We start from the raw sequence: 18,395 nt of genomic DNA, 5'->3' as shown, positions 1-18,395 counted from the left end.
CTAAATTATACTTATTTCTTTTTATCTGAAGCTTTTGTATCTGTTTCTTTTTGAGCTGGCGCTTTCGTGCTCAAGTCTTTAATCCTGATGTTACGGAACTGCACTGGAGAACCATGGCCCAGAAATCCGATATGTCCGCTTTCACGTAATAAACCAGGGTGTTGTTGGTGATCGGGGGTGCCGTTTTTCTTAAATGGTTCGATATCGCCATCTAAAATTAAGGTGCCGTTTAAGATCACTTTAATCTTCGATCCTTTTGCAATTACCTCTTCGTAGTTCCACTCGCCGGTAGGTTTTAAAAATCCTCTTTTGGCAGGGATAGTACCATAAACAGAACCATGGTACTGGTACACTTTCAGGTCTTTATAAATTGGGGCATCATTATCCAGGATCTGTAATTCCATACCTACATAAGCTGCATCGCCTTCTAAAGGAGCTCTAATGCCTAAGCCATTGTTTGCACCAGGGGTTAACTGAAATTCGAAACGATAAACAAAATCGCTGAATTCTTCTTTGGTGAATAAATTCCCACCTGATCCTTTACCTGGTTTCGGTCTGATGGCAATGTTTCCGTCTTCAATGATATAATCGGTGGTATTGCCCGTCCAGCTATGCATGTTGGTTCCATCGAACAATACTTTGTATCCTTCTTTTTTCTCTTGTGCACTTAGCTCAAAAGGTTTTGGACGAGGAATTTCTTTGATGTAGATATCTCGGTAGGCTACCGGCGATCCATGTGCCTGCAATTCGATCTGCTCTTCTGCAAAGATTGGCAAACCTCTGTCCCAATAATTTTCTAAGATTACATTGTCGGTAACCAATTGTCCATTCAAATAAACAGTAACACGGTCGCCTTTCATTAAGATTCTAAATGAATTCCATTCATCTAACTTATTATCAGCTACTTTAAGTGGCTTGCTTTCGTTAGTCTGATTATTGTACAAACCACCAGAACCAACCTGAGCACCGACTTTTGTGCGAGCAAGATCCCAGATCTGTACCTGCGGCGTACCGCGTAGGTAAATACCCGCGTCGCCTTCACCTTTTTTATCGTCGATGATTTTCCAATCTACCAGCATTTCAAAATCGCCATATTTTTTAACGGTAGCAAGGTTATTGCCATGGCTTTGAAACTGTAGTTCGCCATTAATTACTTTCCAGCTTTCCTTTGCTTCTGCATCAGCTTTTGTTTGCGCTTCGGCTAAGATTTTTTCATCCATTTTTGCTCTTTTGATCGGATCGGCCACAAGCCCTTTCCAACCAGATAAATCTTTGCCATTAAAAAGCTGAACAAAGCCTTCGTCAGCTTTCATTTCAGAAATATACTTACGCATACCCTCTTTCTGATAACCTGCATCACCTCCGGTAATTACTGCAATGGTTTTATTCAACAAGCCTTTTACTATGTCGCCATTGTAAGTGCCAGTCATCGTAATATTCATCACCGCGTTTGCCGCAGCTTGTTGCAAAGTAATATTATCTAAATACTTACCTGCAAATACTATTGCATTAAAACATTTGGCCTGTTCGGTATCTTTAAGGATTTGCTGTTGTTGTGCCGGGGTTTTTGCCACTGACATTGTATTACGCAATAGTAATAAACGCTGCTCGGGAGGATACTTTGTATTTCTTACTAAAGTTAAGTAACCCACAATTGCCTGGTTCAAAAAGTCTGGATTTGTAGTTGTACGGGCAATGTTAATCAGTGCATCAGTTGAGCCTGCATCCGACCATGAAGAGAGGGCTTCGATTGCAGCTTTCTTCGTAGCATCGTCGCCTGTGGCATAAGCTTCTGATACCGATTTTAATGACTTCTGTCCACCTAAGCTACCCAGTACCTTATAAAATAGCAATTTCTTATCGGCAGGTGTATTACCCATTTGCTGAAGAATAGCATTGGTTTGAGCCTCTTTATCTGCTGTTCCTTTAACCGAAGCAATAATGGCATCTTGTACAGCAGTAAGTTCGCCTGCATCGGTTATTTTATTTAAAAGGTCAAATAATTGCGCTTTATTTTCGGCTACAGCAATATGTTTTAATGAAAGAAATGCGGCCTTTCTCACTTCAGGTTTTTTACTGTTTAATGCAGTATAAATAACTGCTGTTTGGCTTGTTGCTGCACGGGCAGCTAAAATATTAATCAAAGCAACCTGAACTTCTGGTTTAGCTTTCGGTATATATGCGCCAACTTTCGTAGCTACACTTTCGCCTTTTATTCTTAAGATACCATTAGAAATACCTGCAATATCTGCTGCATCTCCTTTGCTCATTAACATCAACAGATCTTCTATAACCTCTTCCTGCCCTAGTTTTACGGCTGTGTTAATTGCACTCAGCTTTACCTCTTGATCGTCACTTTTAATTAATTTGAGTACGGTTGGTAATACAGATTTTGCCTTGCTATTAGCCAACATGTCTAAAATAGAAACCTGAGTTGGAGCATCTACCTTTTTTAACTGGCTTACCCAAGCTGCACTGTTGGCATCATTTACGCCATTAGCAGCAAATTTAACCGCGGCAGCGCGGAACTCGAACTGTTTATCGGCCATGGCAGCTAACAAGGCTTGTTGATCAGTTTGTGTTGCCGAAAGTAATCTTAAGGCCGCAATACGTTCGTTTATCTGATCATTTGCCGTTGCTTTTTCTAATATTGTTTTGGCTATTGTTTCTACTCCGGTTTTATCTGTTGTTACATTTTTCTGTGCATAAACCAATAATGCCGCAACCGCATTGGTTTGGTCGTATTTATAACCTGCTTGTTCAGCAGCTTTTACCAAAATTTCTTTAGCAGATGCATCGCCAATATTGGCCAAGGCATACAAACTTACTTTGGTTAATTCTTTATCTGTTCCAGTAACCAATGGTGCAATAGCGGTTGATGCTGTTTTAGCATTAGCATGCCCCAATGCTTCTACAATAGAAATTTTGGCTTTGCCGTTGGCCTTAGCTAATGCATTAATTAATGCGTTTGTAGCAGAGGCAGTACCAATTTTGGCTAGTGCTCTCGATGCTTCGTCAGCCAATTGCTCATCAGCAAGATAACCGGTTAAGCAAGATACCGCAGCATCATTTCCTACCAAGTCGAACTGACTAATAATAAATGCTTTGTTCTGTTTATCGGATAGTTTAGCTAGTGATTTGCAATAGGCACTTACAGCCATATTCCTTAAGTTTTGTTGGCCGCTTTTTGTAGTATAGGCAGTAAAACCACCTACCGCATACTCAATAAGCGAGTTATTCCCTTTTGCAGAAGCCGTTAAGCCACTGATTAAGGTTACGTAACCTTCTTCACCTAAATCGGCAACTTCTTTCATGTTGCGTTCAAATTGTGCAGCATTTCTGGCGGGCAGTTGCGCCAATAAATCAGCAATACGTGTGGTGGTAGTTCTCTCGTCTTTTTTATCTTGAGCTAGGGCCGTTACCGTAAATAATGCATTGGAAAGCATTACTATGGTTAACAGCACCAATATTATTTTTTTATTCATGATCGTCGTATTTTGGGATGTCTTAAATAGAAAATGGTGCACGCATTACGGGATTAATTAATTTGTTAGCAGCCTCGTCATCTACAAATTCTTGCTTAACCGGGTCGAACTTTAACGATCTTCCTAATCTTAAGGCAGCCAAACCAATATTTACAATGTTGCATGAACGATGTCCGTTCTCTTCATTTAAAGCGAATTTTTTCCTCGTTCTTACCGATTCTGAAAACTCTACAATCTCAGGGTCAGGATCGGGGAATTGCGCCAATTTACGTTCCAGATCAGGGATATCAGATTTAAAACCTGGATACAATTTACCTTTTGGACCTTCTATATAAGGTACATTGGCATCTTTACCTTCACCATCCAAAATAATCTGGCACCCATCGGCATAGGTATAGGTAATCCTGCGCCAAATGCCTACTGCATCAGCATGTTGTTGTGGCGCATCAACTTCTACAGAAATTGGATTGGTATCATCCTTACCTAAAAAGTATTGAATCGGGTCGATATAATGTTGCCCCATATCACTTAAGCCACCACCATCATAATCCCAATAGCCCCTAAAAGTTTGGTGAACACGGTGTGCATTGTAAGGTTTATAAGGCGCAGGGCCTAACCATGCGTTATAATCTAGTTCTGCCGGTACAGGCTGAGGCGCTAAATGATCTTTGCCAACCCAGTAAAACTTCCAATCGTAGCCTGTATGTTTACTTACTATTACTTTTAATGGCCAGCCCAACATACCGCTATCTACCAGTTTTTTAATTGGTTTTACGGTTGTACCCATCCCGTAAAAGGTATCTTTAAACCTAAACCACGTATTTAGTCTAAACATTCTGCCATGTTGCTTTACGGCTTCCACAACTCTTTTCCCTTCACCTATGGTATGGGTCATTGGTTTTTCACACCAGATATCTTTTCCTGCATTTGCAGCATCTACAGCCATAATACCATGCCAATGTGGCGGGGTGGCAATGTGTACAATGTCTACTTCGGGTAATTGTATGAGTTCTCTATAATCACTAAATGTTTTTACGCCTTTATCTAGCATAGAAGCAGCTTGTTTAAGGTGGTTCTGGTCAACATCACAAATGGCAACTACCTGTGTGCCTTCGTAAGCAAAATGACCTCTTCCCATACCTCCAACACCTATTACGGCTTTGGTAAGTTTATCACTAGGAGCAATAAACCCTTGCCCTCCGATTACATGCCGAGGGATAATGGTAAATGTAGCCAGGGCGATTGCAGATTTTTTGATAAAATCTCGTCTGGAGTTTTGTGATTTTTGTGGTTCTTTTTTGGTTTTCATTTGGTTTTCATTTAATCTAATTGCATAATCGTTGTTTGAAAACATTATCCTAATTAATTACATAATATTAGGAAATAACTATTGTAAAGACAAAACATTAATAATTTATTTATGTATTAAAAAAAGTTTTATAAAATTTTAATATAAGTTATCTATATTTATCAAAATAGTACAGTTATAAATATGAATCTTAACCTATTAAATCACTTAATTTTAGACAGCAGCAATAAGCAGTCAATTCACAAGCACAGGCTCATTAAACATTTTTTTAACTTAGAGACTGCTTCGGTTTCTACTTTATGTAAAGCAATGGATATGAGCACACCGAGTTTATTGAAACTCTTAACATCGCTGATTAATGAAGATTGGGTTGAAAAAAATGGTTATGGGGTATCCATTGGTGGTCGAAAACCTGAACTTTATCGACTAAAGGATAAGAAAATCATGATCCTCTGTGTTGATATTGAGTTATTTCACACCAAAATAGCCATTATAGATAATAATTATAACTTTATACTAGATGTTAAAGCCATTCTGCTACCGATCTCAAAAAGTAGAACTGATTTTTTTAATATTCTACACGCCAACCTACAAGCTATTTTAAAATCGGCAGGTATTGATTGGAAGCAGTTGATTGGTTGTAGTATAGGGATGCCCGGCTTAATTGATGCTGAAAAGGGAGAAAATTACAGTTACTTTTTAAGTGATGGCGAGAATATTTCCTTAACTGCCGCATTCGAAAAACTGTTAAATATACCTGTTGTGATACAAAATGATGTGAACGGTTCGTCTATGGCAGAATTTACGCATGGTATGGCTAAAGACAAAAAAAATGTGCTTGTATTATTAATGGATTGGGGAGTTGGCTTAGGTATTATTATGGATGGCAAATTGAGGCAGGGAACCTGTGGCTTTTCTGGAGAACTAGGACATATTCCTTTTGTTGAAAACGGCGCATTATGTTATTGTGGCAAACATGGCTGTTTAGAAACAATAGCTTCAGGAAATGCCTTGTCAGAAATGGCTAAAGAAGGTATTTTATCGGGTAAAAACTCTATGCTAAACACACTTTCTAACGAAGAATTGGAAAGGATTGAACCATCTGTAATTATTAAGGCGGCCAATAAGGGCGATCAATATGCCATCCAGTTATTGTCGAATGTGGGTACGTACATGGGTAAAGGAATCTCCATGCTGATCCAATTGTTTAATCCAGAATTGATTATTTTAAGTGGCAAAATTGCCGAAGCCAAACAATACATTACTTTACCCATGCAGCAAGCTATAAATATGTACTGTATGACCCAAATTAGAGAGAAAACAATGATTAACTCTTCTGAACTTGGCGAAAATTCAAGACTGTTGGGCTATACAGCATCTGGAATCGATCAATTTTTAGAGGCCTTAATCAAAAGGGCAAAAAAGCCGATGGGTTGATAAATAAGAATGGCTTCAAATGGTTATACCTTATTGATTACTAGAACCTAATTTATGTCAATCTGAAGGTTGTTTTATTTCATAAATATGAATCACGTCTTAACTATCAATACTAAATATAGCAGTAGGTCCTTATTTTTTAATCGTGATAGTAGTGGATCTCGATAAATAGGGTGAAACGAATAGCCAGACTAAAACTAATCGTTTCACTGTCATTGTCCCCAATGGACTCTTATGGAGCTTTTCTAATCTTTCTTCTTAAATCTAAAATATTCGCTCGTTTGCCAATCCCTATAATTCCAAGACAGCCAAGATGTTTCTTCATACTGTTTATTAAACCTTTCAATTCTTCCGTCAAGGTCATCATCAAAATTTTTAAGTTGCCTTTTTGTCCTCTCTATATTTAACTGAACAGTATCTACAGGTGTTTTTACTTGAGCAATTGCAGCAGTATCTGGTACAACTTCAGTGTAATCGTACCTAGTTGCGTAACTAGATTGAGAAACATATTTTTTGAGCAAATTCCTGTTCTTATCTAATAAGGGCAATGTCTTATCAGACATATCTAACAAATGGTCTAAATCTAAAGTGATATTATTTCTATTGTTAATGTTGTAGTTAACAATAAAAACATCCCAGTTTACTAGTCCTGCAATCAACAATAAGCTATACCAAACAAAACCATTGGTTTTAAATAAGTAAAACAATGTTTTTTGTTGTGCAACTTTAATGTAAACTGTTATTAAGCCAATGGTGCAAAGAATCAGGAAGACTAAAACACCAATCCTTTTATAAGTTAAACCATGCATATCTACATAATTGTAATCTCTTAATAGTACAGATGATACTAAAAATGCATTTTGAATGATCCAGACATAAGCTAATATCCTTATGGTTTTATTTCTACTAAAAAAGTTAAGGTTTCCACTAAAGAAATAAATAATCACAAGCATTGCCAATACGATGCTCATAATTAAAGCATTGGTTCCTTCGTGTAATTCTGCAGAGTAATTCACTGTTTTTATGCTTGAAACATTGCCTAGCCAGAGTGTAGAAACATCAATGGTGTTTAGAGATAGTATTAAAAGATTTAACGCAGCAAAGGATATAATCCCGATGATATTTTCGGTTTTAAGTGCCATGTTTTTCTTCATTAATTTGCCCGCAAATATTGCAGTTATCTCATAACCAAAAGAGAATTTTTTGAGATTTCTCTTTTTGCGAATCATTTTTTCTTCTAAAGTTAATTCAGCTTTTTCTAAGCCATCATCTTTGAACTTGATGATAATTCCTGCAGTAAATAGAATGCCTAAAACAATGTGCATAAATCTTAATACACTTAGTTCGCCAAAAATGAAAGTGTACACGGAAGTGATGAAACTGCCAATATTATTTGCGATAATTTCTAAATACTTAGCAAAAACAGGATTTGCTATACTATATAATATGCTAAAGAAAATAAGTACAATAATTGGAATGATGATGTACTTAATGGGTCTTATAATTGGTTTCAAAGAAAATCTTCCAAGTTTTACACCAATTAATTTTTTAACCAAATTAATTGGGCCTATGGTTAATTGCAGGACTGCAGCAAATAAAGCAGTAAAAACGCTTCTCAATTGTTGCATGTGGACAAAGCCGATAAATATAAATAAGCTTAAGTAATATGAAATAATTGTTAAGACAGATTGATTGTAGACTACTAGCAATGCTGCCAATAAATGCGAAACAGCAGCAAAAAGCACTCTTTTGTTTTTAGGCGTTGCCTTATCGACAAATAAAACAATAAATATAAATAAAGAGTAGAGTAGGAGGTTCAAAGCTAAACGCTCCATCCAAAAAAGGAAGTTGAAAAGTAAACCACCGCCAAATATGGCAATGAGTTGTAGGTCTATTTGTTTTTTCATTTATTTATTGATTAAAGATTGATGGATATTCTATAAGAAACCAGAAGTAAAATAGGGCAATAGGGATATTTACTAATAATAAACCCATTGCTCTAACCAGCTGGATTCGGTTCTCGGAGGTGGAAATAAGCGTGATTAAAAGAGCCAATAAGACAAATAGATTTATGACTACTGCTAAACAGACATAGAAGAAGCCGAAGAGAGGGATTATTTCATTTCTTACTATAAAAGAAGATAGGAAGAGTAGAGTGCCTATAATAAGCGAATATTTAAAGCAAAATATTGCTAATTTAATAATTGAATTGTTTTCTTGATTTTCCATTCTGATATTTTAAAAGTACTTTGAAATTCAAAGTATAAGGTTAAAAAAAAATTAAATCCCTTTTATCATTTTTTCTAAAGCATCCAGATGTGCTTTAAAAGCTTGTTTGCCTAACTCTGTAATTAGATAAGTGGTGTTGGTTTTACGACCAATAAATGCCTTTTGCACTTTAATATATTCTGCTTGTTCTAAAGTATTTAGGTGAGAAGCAAGGTTGCCATCCGTTAATTCTAACATTTGTTTTAATTCGTTAAAACTTACAGAATCGTTTACGACTAAGATAGACATGACACCAAGTCTTATCCTGCTATCAAATATCTTATTAAGTGCTCCAATTGGATTTACCATTACTTTGTCCTTTCGTATTTAAAATACATGATAAAGCCATAAATGATGTGTAAAACACCAAATCCAAAAGCCCAAAAGTAGAGTCCGTAACCAATGTTAAACAAAGCAATTATTCCCAATATAACCTCACAAATGCCTAAAAAACGAATATCAGTATAGGTGTATTTACTGGCGTTAATTAAAGCTAAGCCATAAAATACTAAACAGGTCGGCGCAACTAAGGCAGCACCTCCAGTCGTGTTAAATAATAAGGCAAGGATGAAAAATGCGCCCGCAATTAAAGGAATTGCTAGATTAACTAAAAGAGCTCTAGAGGTCTTATCCCAAAATGGAAGATTGTTTTTCTTGGTCTGACGAAGCGTGAATAGAAAACCTCCTGCTAAAGCAACAAATAAAACACCAAAGGCAATTTTTATCAGATTGGCTTCTATATCAGCACCTGCATCTGTACTAGTTGCGTAATCATAAGTTTTGCCAACATACTTTTTTAATTCTAAATGTGCCAAATAAGCTCCAACTAAGCCGGTTATTCCAGCAAAAACACCAGATAAACCACTTAAAGAAATAAATCTAGAAGAGCGATCCATCATTTTTCTAATGTCGCTCAATGCATTCAATTGTTCTTCTTGATTATTCATATTAAAGCACTTTGTGCTTCAAAGTTATAGAAGAAATTAATATATCCAAATATTTTTTAAATATTGTTTGATTGCTTTATTATTAATGAACCCAAAAACAATTTAACAATTTAACAAATTAACAATGTAGCAATTTAACAAATACGTAACTTTACCAAATGCTAAAAGCCACAGGAATTAAAAAAGCTTACGGGAGTTTACCAATTTTAAAAGGGGTAGATATTGAAGTTGCAAAAGGAGAAATTGTAAGCATTGTGGGGGCGTCAGGGGCTGGTAAAAGTACTTTGCTGCATATATTAGGTAGTTTAGATAAACCAGATGAAGGCGTTGTAGAGTTAAAAGGAACAAAGGTAAACAAGCTTTCTGGGGATCTTTTAAGTGTGTTCAGAAATCAAAATATTGGGTTTATTTTTCAATTCCATCATTTATTGCCTGAGTTTACAGCTCTTGAAAATATTTGCATTCCAGCATTTATAGCAAAAAAAAGTAAAAAAGAGGCAGAACTAAGAGCCTTTGAATTGTTAGATTTATTAGGTTTAAGAGATAGAGCAGACCACAAACCAAATCAACTTTCTGGTGGCGAGCAACAAAGAATTGCTGTAGCAAGGGCGCTCATTAACAATCCGGCAATTATTTTAGCAGATGAACCTTCTGGTAACTTAGATTCAGCTAATGCCAAGGCCTTACACCAGTTATTTGTTAACCTACGCGATAATTTTAAGCAAACATTTGTTATTGTAACACATAATGAGGATTTGGCCACAATGAGCGATCGGGTAGTAACAATGAAAGACGGTTTGGTGGTATAAATGTAGGTAGTTCATTGGTGTCATTAGTTCAATAGTCCATTCCAAATTCAATTATTTAAATTTGAAAATATTAATCACTGGCGGAAACTCATCAACCGCATTAAAGCTGCTTAAAGCTTTTAAAGATGACAATGTTATACTAGCTGATTATGGCGATGTGCCGTCCCTTTCATCAACAAATTATCATTTCAAAACGCTTGGCGTGAAAAATGAAGATACAATTGCTCATACATTATTAAACAATTGTTTGGATGAAAGTGTTGACGCGATTTTGCCTCTTCATTCTTTTGAAATTGAAGCCGTAGCTAAAGCCGAAATTTTATTTAATGAGTTTAACATTGAAGTATTGGTGCCAAAGGCGGATGATTTGAATCAATATCTAAATGGCAGTAAAACCGATGATTGGGTTGTTTTTAAAAATGGCGAGGCTATATTTATGACTAACGATAATAAGTCGGCAATTGCTTATGGCAACGCAAAGCAGCTTAATGGCGTATTCTATTTTAATGGCGATGATGAAAATCTAGTTTTGAACTTAATTACTGTTTAATGGCTTTTGAAGAATATATTAAAGACAAAAAAGCAATTGTTTTAGGTTTGGATAATGTGCTTTATCCAGAAAAAGATTACTTATTACAGGTTTATTATCTGTTTTCTGAATTTATGGCTTATTCAGAACAACTTGATTCTTCGAAAATAATTGAATTTATGCAGGCCGAGTTTGTAGCAAATGGAAGTGAAGGCATTTTTGAAAAAGCTTCTTCAAAATTCAATATTCCAGATAAATACAAAGCTAATTTTAGCCTTTTGCATCAAAACGCAAGGTTGCCATTAAAGCTATTATTGTTTAAGCAGATGCTTTCTTTTTTACAAGAACTTGTTGTTGAAAGAAAGACTATTTTTTTATTGGTAGATGGAGACCCTAAACAACAAATCAATAAAATAAAGCAAACGGAGTGGCACGGCCTTGAAAAATATTTGAAAGTATATTTTACCGAAGAATTTGAGCCTAAACCATCTTCAAAAAGCATTAATTTTATCTTAAATGAAAATAAAGTTAAAATAGATGAGCTTTTAATGCTGGGCATATCAGATTTGGATAGAGATTTTGCAAGTAAAATTGGAATGGAATTTTTGTCGGTGGCAAAACTATTATGATTATTTTTCCGTTAATTAGTATTCTATAAAGGATCCCTATGAAAATAAACAAACTATTTGCCTTATTGGCAATTTCTATATTTACCTTGGCGGCTTGTAAAAAGGCTAAAATAACACCAACACCACCTGTTGTTGTACCACCTGTCATAACAGCAACTAGAGCAGAATTGTCTAAAGACTCTATTTTTTTATATGCTAAGCAAATTTACTTGTGGAATGATAAGTTGCCTACCTATGAGGTTTTCAATCCTCGAAAATATACCACTAATACATCAGAGCTAGATAATTATGATCAAGAACTGTTTGAAATTACAAAGTATTCTAATCCGTATGAATATAAAACAGGAGGGACTTCTTCTAAATACTCCTACATTTTCGATAAAGCAAATAAAAACGCAAGTGCAAGTCTTAAAACAACCGCTTCAGTAGATTTAGAAGGCAATGGGAACGACTTAGGTATTAGGTTTGGCTTTTATGGTACCGATGCTAGCTTTACCACCTATGTTAGTGCTGTTTACCAAAACTCTCCTGCAGATAAGGCAGGAATTACTCGTGGTTATGTAATTACAAAAATTAATGGTGTAACTGTTGGAACTAATTTTTCTACGAACCTAAATTTTTTAAACACATCATTAGCTGGCACAACCATTTCTCTTGAGGGCTTAAAAAATGATGGAACTAGTTTCTCTACTACGTTATTAAAAAGCTTGTTTAAAAGTAGTCCGATATATAAAACTAAAATATTAACCGCTGGCACAAAAAAAGTTGGCTATTTAGCTTATGCAAGGTTTTCTAATGCAGAAAACTCTATTGCAGAGTTAGAAACTGCATTTACCTCTTTTGCTGCAGGTGGAGTTACGGACTTAATCATAGATTTGAGATACAATGGTGGCGGTTATGTGAGTACCGCACAGCATTTAATTAATTTGATAGCACCCTCTACAGCAACTGGCACAATGTTCACAGAATATTACAATGCAACCATGCAAGCCGGGAATGCTACAATTTTAGCTAACCAACCCTTATTAGATGCCAACGATAAAGTTCAATATAGAAACGGAAAGATGATAACTTACGCAGATGTTGATTATTCTGTTGCTGGAAATACAGAACTTTTCTCTAAAAAGGGCTCTTTAACAACTGTTAATAATATTGTATTTATAGTTTCAGGTAGCACGGCTTCTGCAAGTGAATTGGTTATTAATAGTTTAAAACCTCATATGACTGTGCAATTAGTAGGTTTAACTACCTATGGCAAGCCTGTTGGTTTCTTTCCTATAACAATTGAAAATAAGTACGATGTGTATTATTCGTTATTTGAAACGAAAAATTCATTAGGGCAAGGTGGTTACTATGATGGCCTTATTCCTGATATTGCAAATAGAGCACCAGAAGTACCTGCTGGCACAATAATGTATGATTTCGGCAATCCTAACGATAACTATTTGAAGATGGCCTTGGGTTTAATTGCGCCGGGCGTAACAGTAACTAGTCAAGCTAGAACGATGACTGCAAAACAACAAGAGTTAGCTAGCCCTTCATCTGCCGTAATAAACACTGATCTTAGCGATCATGAGTTTAAAGGAATGATAGATACCAAACATAAAATTAAAGAATAATAAGAAGGCCGCGATTAGCGGCCTTCTTATTTATAAATAACATTTATTTTACAAATTTTTGAGAAAACAAGTATTGGCATTTTTGTTGTATTAACAGAAAACAATTAACTTGTTTAAACAAAATAAGAATGATCATGAACGCCGAATTAATAGAAAAAGAAACAATTGATGTTACTCAAATAATACCTGCCGAAACAAGCCTTTCAGAAGAAGCAATTACAAGACTAGCATCTGCCCAAAGATTGGGTAATGAATTTAAAGCAAAAGCAACAATTACCTTTAATACAAAAGAAGGCGCAAAAAAAGTTTATACAACAGTTTGGGCCGTTACAGAAAAATATATCCAGTTAAAAAACAACATTCACATTCCTATAAAATGTGTTATTGATATAGAATATTAATAAAAGAAAAGTCCCGACATGTCGGGACTTTTCTTTTTTACTGCTTCTTCATCTGCAGGGTTTCCCTAAAGATGGCTTGTATATCTCTTTGTTTATCAATATTTACAATAACTTCTTGTATCGCATTGGCTGCATCTATAAAAAATGTCTTGTTAATGTTTTTAAACTCGTCAGTTGCTTTGTGGTAATCTTTATGGTCTTCAACACCGAAATAAATAAAAGGAATGTTCTTGGCATTAAAAGCGCCTTGGTCACTTTGGTTCGTCCAGTCATCACTTCCTAGCTTAGGGTCATCATGCCCTAATAACATTTTTAAATTTGGGTTTGTAGTAATCAAATACTTTTTTAATTGAGGGTATTTGAAGGTGCCTGCAGCATATAATTCTTGTTTGTCGTTATGGCTTATCATATCCATATTAATGTTAAGCTTAATTTTTTCTAAAGCTACCGGTGGATTTGCAACAAATGCTTTTGCACCTTGTAAGCCCATCTCTTCTCCATCAAAAATGGCGAAAATTAAAGTGCTATTTGGTTTGTTCTTAGAGAAGTATTTAGCAAACTGCAATAAGCCCGCAACTCCAGAAGCGTTATCGTCAGCACCGTTAAAAACTTCATTATTTTTAACGCCAACGTGATCGTAGTGAGCAGAAACAACAATAATATTATCAGTTTTGCCAGGAATGTATGCAATAAGGTTTTTGCCTTGAATAGCTCCCGCACCATTTCTTCCTTTAATTTCAAAAGCTTGTTCATAACTGGCTTGACCAGGATATGGTTTTAAGCCAATTTCTACCAATCTGGCAGTTAGATATGTCCTCGCCAACTCGGCGCCTTTTGTGCCTGTTTTACGGCCTTCATAAGCATCTGAAGAAAGTGTTTCTACATCTTTTAGTAATTGCTCACTTGTTTTTGTGGTATCTGTAGTAGTTTTTACTGTGCCACAGCTCATTAAGAATGCTAATGGAAGCAGAAGTAATTTATTCATTTGTTAGGGTTTTGTTTCTGAAATAAAGGTAGATATATTGTTAGATATTCGGCAATCAAGGATTGTAAAAAGTTAATGGTTGTTTTTGAAAAGTTCCAAGGGAATCTCTTTGGGGCAAAAACCTGCTAAAATTAATGTAAGTCTGGCTGCCTGTCTGGCAGGCAGGCAGGTTAGGGTGCAAGGCTTGTGCAACTATATAGCTTTTGCTCCCAGCAACCTTGCCATAAAGAACAGGACTGAGTTCTTTAAACCTGACAGAAGTGAGCACGTAACCGATTTTGTCGGTGAAGTAAAACGTATGGCAGGACTGCAGAAGCCAAATGCTCTGACACTGTTTTCCTAAATGTTTTAAGGATGTAGATTTAGATATAGATTTCTCCTTTTAGATATGTTACTGCTTTCCCCGTCATTAAAACCCTGTCGCCTTTAAGTTCACACCACAATTCGCCTCTTCTTGCCGAAACTTGATATGCATGCAGCTCCTTCTTTCCTAGTTTCTCTGCCCAATAAGGAATTAAGTTGCAATGAGCAGAGCCGGTAACTGGGTCTTCATTAATGCCTGCTGCTGGAATAAAAAATCGAGAAACAAAATCGCTATGATTACCCTTAGCTGTTGCAATTACGCCCATAGGGCTTATTTTTGCCAAAGCTGTAAAATCTGGCTTTAAAGCTAAAACATCAGTCTCGGCTTCATAAACCAATATGTAATCTCTAGAATTTAAAACTTCAATAGGTGGTTTTCCACCGATAGCCCCTAATAATCCTTCTGGTATTTCGCATAGGTGGGGGACTCTCGAAGGGAAATTTAAAGTATATAAGTCATCCTTTTTTGTAACCGTTAAAGTACCAGCTTTTAAGGTATGGAAATGGATGATTTCTCTTGAATAACCCAGTTCTGTAAAAAGAATATGTGCAGTTGCCAAAGTAGCGTGACCGCATAAATCTATCTCTAGTTCTGGTGTAAACCAACGTAATTCGAAGTTTTCTCCTTGTGAAATGAAAAAGGCAGTTTCAGCTAAGTTATTTTCAGCTGCAATTTTTTGCATTTTTGAAGCTGGAAGCCATTCTTTTAATGGTACAATTGCTGCAGGATTACCACCAAAAAGTTGGTCGGTAAAAGCATCGGCTTGATAAATAGGAAATTTCATGGTGACTTATTTATTTCAAATCTATAAGAATTTTGTCATTCTGAGTGCAACGAAGAATCTATTTTGATAGGAGATTCTTAGGATTACTATCAATATAAAATCGGCACACCTCAGAATGACAAATACTAGGTTTAATAATAAGTTAACCTCACTACGCCTGCTAATTTTTTAGCTAGGCGTATTACCTGCCTTGTATAGCCATATTCATTGTCATACCAAGCATATAAGACAATTGATTTATTGTCTTGAGCAATGATTGTTGCTGGTCCATCAATTATTGAAGCGTGACTATTGCCAATTAAATCACTACTTACCAATTCATTTGAAATTGAATATTCCAATTGTTCAGATAAATCTCCAAATAAGGAAGCTTCTTTTAAAACTGCTGCAATTTCTTCTTTTGAAGTTACTTTGTCTAATGACAAGTTTAAGATAGCCAGTGAAACATTTGGTGTGGGTACACGAACCGCATTACCAGTTAGTTTTCCTGCCAAATGTGGGATTACCTTGGCTACAGCTTTATCGGCGCCAGTTTCGGTAATTACTAAGTTTAATGCTGCTGAGCGACCTCTCCTGTATTTTTTATGATAGTTATCTAATAAATTTTGGTCATTGGTATAAGAGTGAACAGTTTCTATATGTCCTTTTTCTATGCCAAAAGTAGAGTCTATTACCTTTAAAACTGGAATGATTGCATTAGTGGTACAAGATGCATTTGAGAAAATAGTTTCTGTATGATAATCAAAATCTGCATCGTTAATACCTGTAACTATATTCGGGATGTCGCCTTTAGCAGGAGCAGTTAATAAAACCTTACTAATTCCAGGTGCACTTAAATGTCTGCTTAAGCCTTCTCTGTCTCTAAAAACACCAGTATTGTCTATTAACAAAGCATCTTCAATTCCGTAAGCGCTATAATCTGCATCTTCTGGGTTTTTGGCAACAATGATGTAAATGGTTTGTCCATTGATAATCAATGCTTTGTTTTCAAAGTCCTCTACTATAGTTCCGTTAAAAGGTCCATGTATAGAATCGGTACGCAAAAGCTCAGCTCTTTTAATCAATTCTTCATCGCTATAGGTACGTGTAACTATGGCTCTTAAGCGAAGCTGTTCGCCTTTACCCGCCTGTACAATCAGTTCGCGAGCTGCAATTCTTCCAATACGGCCAAAGCCATATAAAACTACGTCCTTTGGCTTAAGGCTAATTTTGTCTTTGCCGATGTGTTTGCCTAGTTTGCTGATAATGAAATTATGCATTGAAGAATGCGTATTGCTTTCATCGAGCCATTCGGCTGCCAACCTGCCAACATCTATGCGAGAGGGAGCGAGGCTACATTTAGCGATGGTTGAAGCGAGTTCAAGTGTTTCGTATACGGAAATGTCTTTTCCGCTTACTTCTTTAGCATATTGGTGATGTGCCAATATCTCACTACTGCCAACGTCGAATAGGGGTTTACGAAAAAGAACAAGTTCGATAGAACGATCGAACCATAATTGTCCGACTACGCTGATGAGCTCAAGCGCCTTTTTTTCCTTTTCAATCCAGTTTTGAAACTCTGATTGATAATTGTTTAACATACAAGAAAATTAATTTGGTTAGAATTGGCACAAAAGTAAAAAAGATCGGGTGAGTACCCAATCTTTTTTGCTTTATTTCTATATAAAAATATGCCTTAGAGTGTGTTAAATGCACACTAAGTAGCTTGTTTTTTATTGATTATCCTAAATAAGATTTCAGGATTTTACTGCGTGATGTATGACGTAAACGTTGTAAAGCTTTGTCTTTAATCTGACGTACACGTTCACGGGTTAAGTTAAACTTCTCACCAATTTCTTCAAGAGATAATGGGTGGTTAGTACTTAAACCAAAAAATAAAACGATGATTTCGCGTTCACGTTCAGTTAAAGTAGATAATGAACGTTTAATCTCTTCAGAAAGAGATTCGTTAATCAAGTTACTATCTGTGTTTGGCTCGTGGTTTTCAAGAACATCTAACAAAGTATTTTCTTCACCCTGTACAAATGGTGCATCCATAGATACATGGCGACCAGAGTTACTTAAAGTGTCAGAGATTTTATCAACAGTTGTTTCTAAAATTTCTGCCAATTCTTCTGGAGATGGCTCACGCTCAAATTCTTGCTCTAATTTAGAGAAAGCTTTGCTGATTTTACTTAATGAACCAACTTGGTTTAATGGTAAACGTACAATACGGCTTTGCTCTGCAATGGCTTGCAAAATTGATTGACGAATCCACCAAACTGCGTAAGAGATAAATTTAAAACCTTTAGTTTCATCAAAACGTTTAGCCGCCTTAATTAAGCCTAAGTTACCTTCATTAATTAAATCGCCTAGTGTTAAACCTTGATTTTGGTATTGCTTAGCAACTGATACAACGAAACGTAAGTTGGTTTTAGTTAAGCGTTCTAAAGCTGCTTGATCGCCTTCACGTATTTTGCGGGCTAATATTACTTCTTCTTCTGCGGTAATTAAATCTACTTTTCCAATCTCGTGTAGGTATTTGTCTAATGATTGACTTTCGCGATTGGTGATGGATTGGGTGATTTTGAGTTGTCTCATTTATGTGTTTTAGTACTCCTAATAATTCGGTTTGCAAAAATATACATTTCTGAACAAAATTGACAGATAAAATGCTGTAAATCTTGTGCTTTATGTCATATTTTTTAACAAATACTTAACAACAAAAATCATTCCAAACTAAATTTGTAATAACTTGTCATATATTATTGATTTAAGTAGTTTATTTATTGTAAATCAATAAATATATTTTGATTATTAATATTTTTTGTTTTATGTTTGTGTTGTAAA

At 35.7% G+C, this 18,395-nt stretch carries 15 protein-coding genes; 6 read left to right on the top strand and 9 right to left on the bottom strand.

Going from position 1 to position 18,395, the window contains the following annotated elements; genetic code table 11:
• Positions 1-11: 11 nt before the first annotated feature.
• Both EZ428_RS09035 and EZ428_RS09030 read right to left on the bottom strand, forming a co-directional pair.
• The gene (locus EZ428_RS09035) at positions 12-3,485 is read right to left on the bottom strand and encodes a DUF1080 domain-containing protein (protein WP_131552825.1); all 3,474 of its coding nucleotides are present in this window, start codon (positions 3,483-3,485) and stop codon (positions 12-14) included.
• Between the two features lie 22 nt (positions 3,486-3,507).
• Entirely contained in the window at positions 3,508-4,794 is a 1,287-nt protein-coding gene (locus tag EZ428_RS09030) for a Gfo/Idh/MocA family oxidoreductase (protein WP_131552824.1), read from the bottom strand.
• A 183-nt stretch (positions 4,795-4,977) separates the two neighbouring features.
• Between EZ428_RS09030 and EZ428_RS09025 the strand changes: the two genes are divergently transcribed.
• Complete coding sequence (locus EZ428_RS09025; protein ID WP_131552823.1) at positions 4,978-6,231, top strand: ROK family protein; 1,254 nt, start codon at positions 4,978-4,980, stop codon at positions 6,229-6,231.
• A gap of 245 nt (positions 6,232-6,476) precedes the next feature.
• Here the strand turns inward: EZ428_RS09025 and EZ428_RS09020 are convergent, their stop codons facing one another.
• The 3 genes from EZ428_RS09020 to EZ428_RS09010 all read right to left on the bottom strand — a co-directional run bounded on the left by EZ428_RS09020 (position 6,477) and on the right by EZ428_RS09010 (position 9,446).
• Positions 6,477-8,138: a DUF4153 domain-containing protein gene (locus EZ428_RS09020; RefSeq protein ID WP_131552822.1), complete on the bottom strand. Its 1,662-nt coding sequence runs from the start codon at positions 8,136-8,138 to the stop codon at positions 6,477-6,479.
• A 373-nt stretch (positions 8,139-8,511) separates the two neighbouring features.
• Entirely contained in the window at positions 8,512-8,808 is a 297-nt protein-coding gene (locus EZ428_RS09015) for a winged helix-turn-helix domain-containing protein (protein ID WP_131552821.1), read from the bottom strand.
• Positions 8,808-9,446 carry a hypothetical protein gene (locus EZ428_RS09010; RefSeq protein WP_131552820.1) on the bottom strand — a complete coding sequence of 213 codons (639 nt, stop codon included), beginning with the start codon at positions 9,444-9,446 and terminating at the stop codon, positions 8,808-8,810. The genes EZ428_RS09015 and EZ428_RS09010 overlap by 1 nt, the downstream gene beginning before the upstream one ends.
• A 158-nt stretch (positions 9,447-9,604) precedes the next feature.
• On the opposite strand from EZ428_RS09010, the gene EZ428_RS09005 reads away from it, so the two are divergent.
• The 5 genes from EZ428_RS09005 to EZ428_RS08985 all read left to right on the top strand — a co-directional run bounded on the left by EZ428_RS09005 (position 9,605) and on the right by EZ428_RS08985 (position 13,433).
• On the top strand, positions 9,605-10,255 hold the full coding sequence (locus tag EZ428_RS09005) for an ABC transporter ATP-binding protein (protein WP_131552819.1): 651 nt from the start codon (positions 9,605-9,607) through the stop codon (positions 10,253-10,255).
• Between the two features lie 61 nt (positions 10,256-10,316).
• Positions 10,317-10,805, top strand: coding sequence for an ATP-grasp domain-containing protein (locus EZ428_RS09000; RefSeq protein WP_131552818.1), 489 nt, complete (start codon positions 10,317-10,319; stop codon positions 10,803-10,805).
• The gene (locus EZ428_RS08995; RefSeq protein ID WP_131552817.1) at positions 10,805-11,413 is read left to right on the top strand and encodes an HAD hydrolase-like protein; all 609 of its coding nucleotides are present in this window, start codon (positions 10,805-10,807) and stop codon (positions 11,411-11,413) included. The genes EZ428_RS09000 and EZ428_RS08995 overlap by 1 nt, the downstream gene beginning before the upstream one ends.
• Positions 11,414-11,451: 38 nt before the next feature.
• Positions 11,452-13,032, top strand: coding sequence for a S41 family peptidase (locus tag EZ428_RS08990; RefSeq protein ID WP_131552816.1), 1,581 nt, complete (start codon positions 11,452-11,454; stop codon positions 13,030-13,032).
• A gap of 134 nt (positions 13,033-13,166) precedes the next feature.
• Positions 13,167-13,433 carry a hypothetical protein gene (locus EZ428_RS08985; protein WP_131552815.1) on the top strand — a complete coding sequence of 89 codons (267 nt, stop codon included), beginning with the start codon at positions 13,167-13,169 and terminating at the stop codon, positions 13,431-13,433.
• 37 nt (positions 13,434-13,470) lie between these two features.
• Here the strand turns inward: EZ428_RS08985 and EZ428_RS08980 are convergent, their stop codons facing one another.
• The 4 genes from EZ428_RS08980 to EZ428_RS08965 all read right to left on the bottom strand — a co-directional run bounded on the left by EZ428_RS08980 (position 13,471) and on the right by EZ428_RS08965 (position 18,146).
• Positions 13,471-14,418: a M28 family peptidase gene (locus tag EZ428_RS08980; RefSeq protein ID WP_131552814.1), complete on the bottom strand. Its 948-nt coding sequence runs from the start codon at positions 14,416-14,418 to the stop codon at positions 13,471-13,473.
• 362 nt (positions 14,419-14,780) lie between these two features.
• On the bottom strand, positions 14,781-15,566 hold the full coding sequence (locus EZ428_RS08975; protein ID WP_131552813.1) for a PhzF family phenazine biosynthesis protein: 786 nt from the start codon (positions 15,564-15,566) through the stop codon (positions 14,781-14,783).
• A 131-nt stretch (positions 15,567-15,697) separates the two neighbouring features.
• On the bottom strand, positions 15,698-17,146 hold the full coding sequence (locus EZ428_RS08970; protein WP_131552812.1) for a glyceraldehyde-3-phosphate dehydrogenase: 1,449 nt from the start codon (positions 17,144-17,146) through the stop codon (positions 15,698-15,700).
• Positions 17,147-17,285: 139 nt separating this feature from the next.
• Positions 17,286-18,146, bottom strand: coding sequence for a sigma-70 family RNA polymerase sigma factor (locus EZ428_RS08965; protein WP_131552811.1), 861 nt, complete (start codon positions 18,144-18,146; stop codon positions 17,286-17,288).
• Positions 18,147-18,395: the final 249 nt, after the last annotated feature.

It is taken from the genome of Pedobacter frigiditerrae, from assembly GCF_004331645.1.
Classification (GTDB): domain Bacteria; phylum Bacteroidota; class Bacteroidia; order Sphingobacteriales; family Sphingobacteriaceae; genus Pedobacter; species Pedobacter frigiditerrae.
This window is presented reverse-complemented; position numbering and strand designations above follow the sequence as displayed.

Excerpts from the sequence above, each read along its gene's own strand:
- EZ428_RS09035 (WP_131552825.1), bottom strand. The coding sequence starts at position 3,485 with ATGAATAAAAAAATAATATTGGTGCTGTTAACCATAGTAATGCTTTCC.
- EZ428_RS09030 (WP_131552824.1), bottom strand. The coding sequence starts at position 4,794 with ATGAAAACCAAAAAAGAACCACAAAAATCACAAAACTCCAGACGAGAT.
- EZ428_RS09025 (WP_131552823.1), top strand. The coding sequence starts at position 4,978 with ATGAATCTTAACCTATTAAATCACTTAATTTTAGACAGCAGCAATAAG.
- EZ428_RS09020 (WP_131552822.1), bottom strand. The coding sequence starts at position 8,138 with ATGAAAAAACAAATAGACCTACAACTCATTGCCATATTTGGCGGTGGT.
- EZ428_RS09015 (WP_131552821.1), bottom strand. The coding sequence starts at position 8,808 with ATGGTAAATCCAATTGGAGCACTTAATAAGATATTTGATAGCAGGATA.
- EZ428_RS09010 (WP_131552820.1), bottom strand. The coding sequence starts at position 9,446 with ATGAATAATCAAGAAGAACAATTGAATGCATTGAGCGACATTAGAAAA.
- EZ428_RS09005 (WP_131552819.1), top strand. The coding sequence starts at position 9,605 with ATGCTAAAAGCCACAGGAATTAAAAAAGCTTACGGGAGTTTACCAATT.
- EZ428_RS08995 (WP_131552817.1), top strand. The coding sequence starts at position 10,805 with ATGGCTTTTGAAGAATATATTAAAGACAAAAAAGCAATTGTTTTAGGT.
- EZ428_RS08990 (WP_131552816.1), top strand. The coding sequence starts at position 11,452 with ATGAAAATAAACAAACTATTTGCCTTATTGGCAATTTCTATATTTACC.
- EZ428_RS08985 (WP_131552815.1), top strand. The coding sequence starts at position 13,167 with ATGAACGCCGAATTAATAGAAAAAGAAACAATTGATGTTACTCAAATA.
- EZ428_RS08980 (WP_131552814.1), bottom strand. The coding sequence starts at position 14,418 with ATGAATAAATTACTTCTGCTTCCATTAGCATTCTTAATGAGCTGTGGC.
- EZ428_RS08975 (WP_131552813.1), bottom strand. The coding sequence starts at position 15,566 with ATGAAATTTCCTATTTATCAAGCCGATGCTTTTACCGACCAACTTTTT.
- EZ428_RS08970 (WP_131552812.1), bottom strand. The coding sequence starts at position 17,146 with ATGTTAAACAATTATCAATCAGAGTTTCAAAACTGGATTGAAAAGGAA.
- EZ428_RS08965 (WP_131552811.1), bottom strand. The coding sequence starts at position 18,146 with ATGAGACAACTCAAAATCACCCAATCCATCACCAATCGCGAAAGTCAA.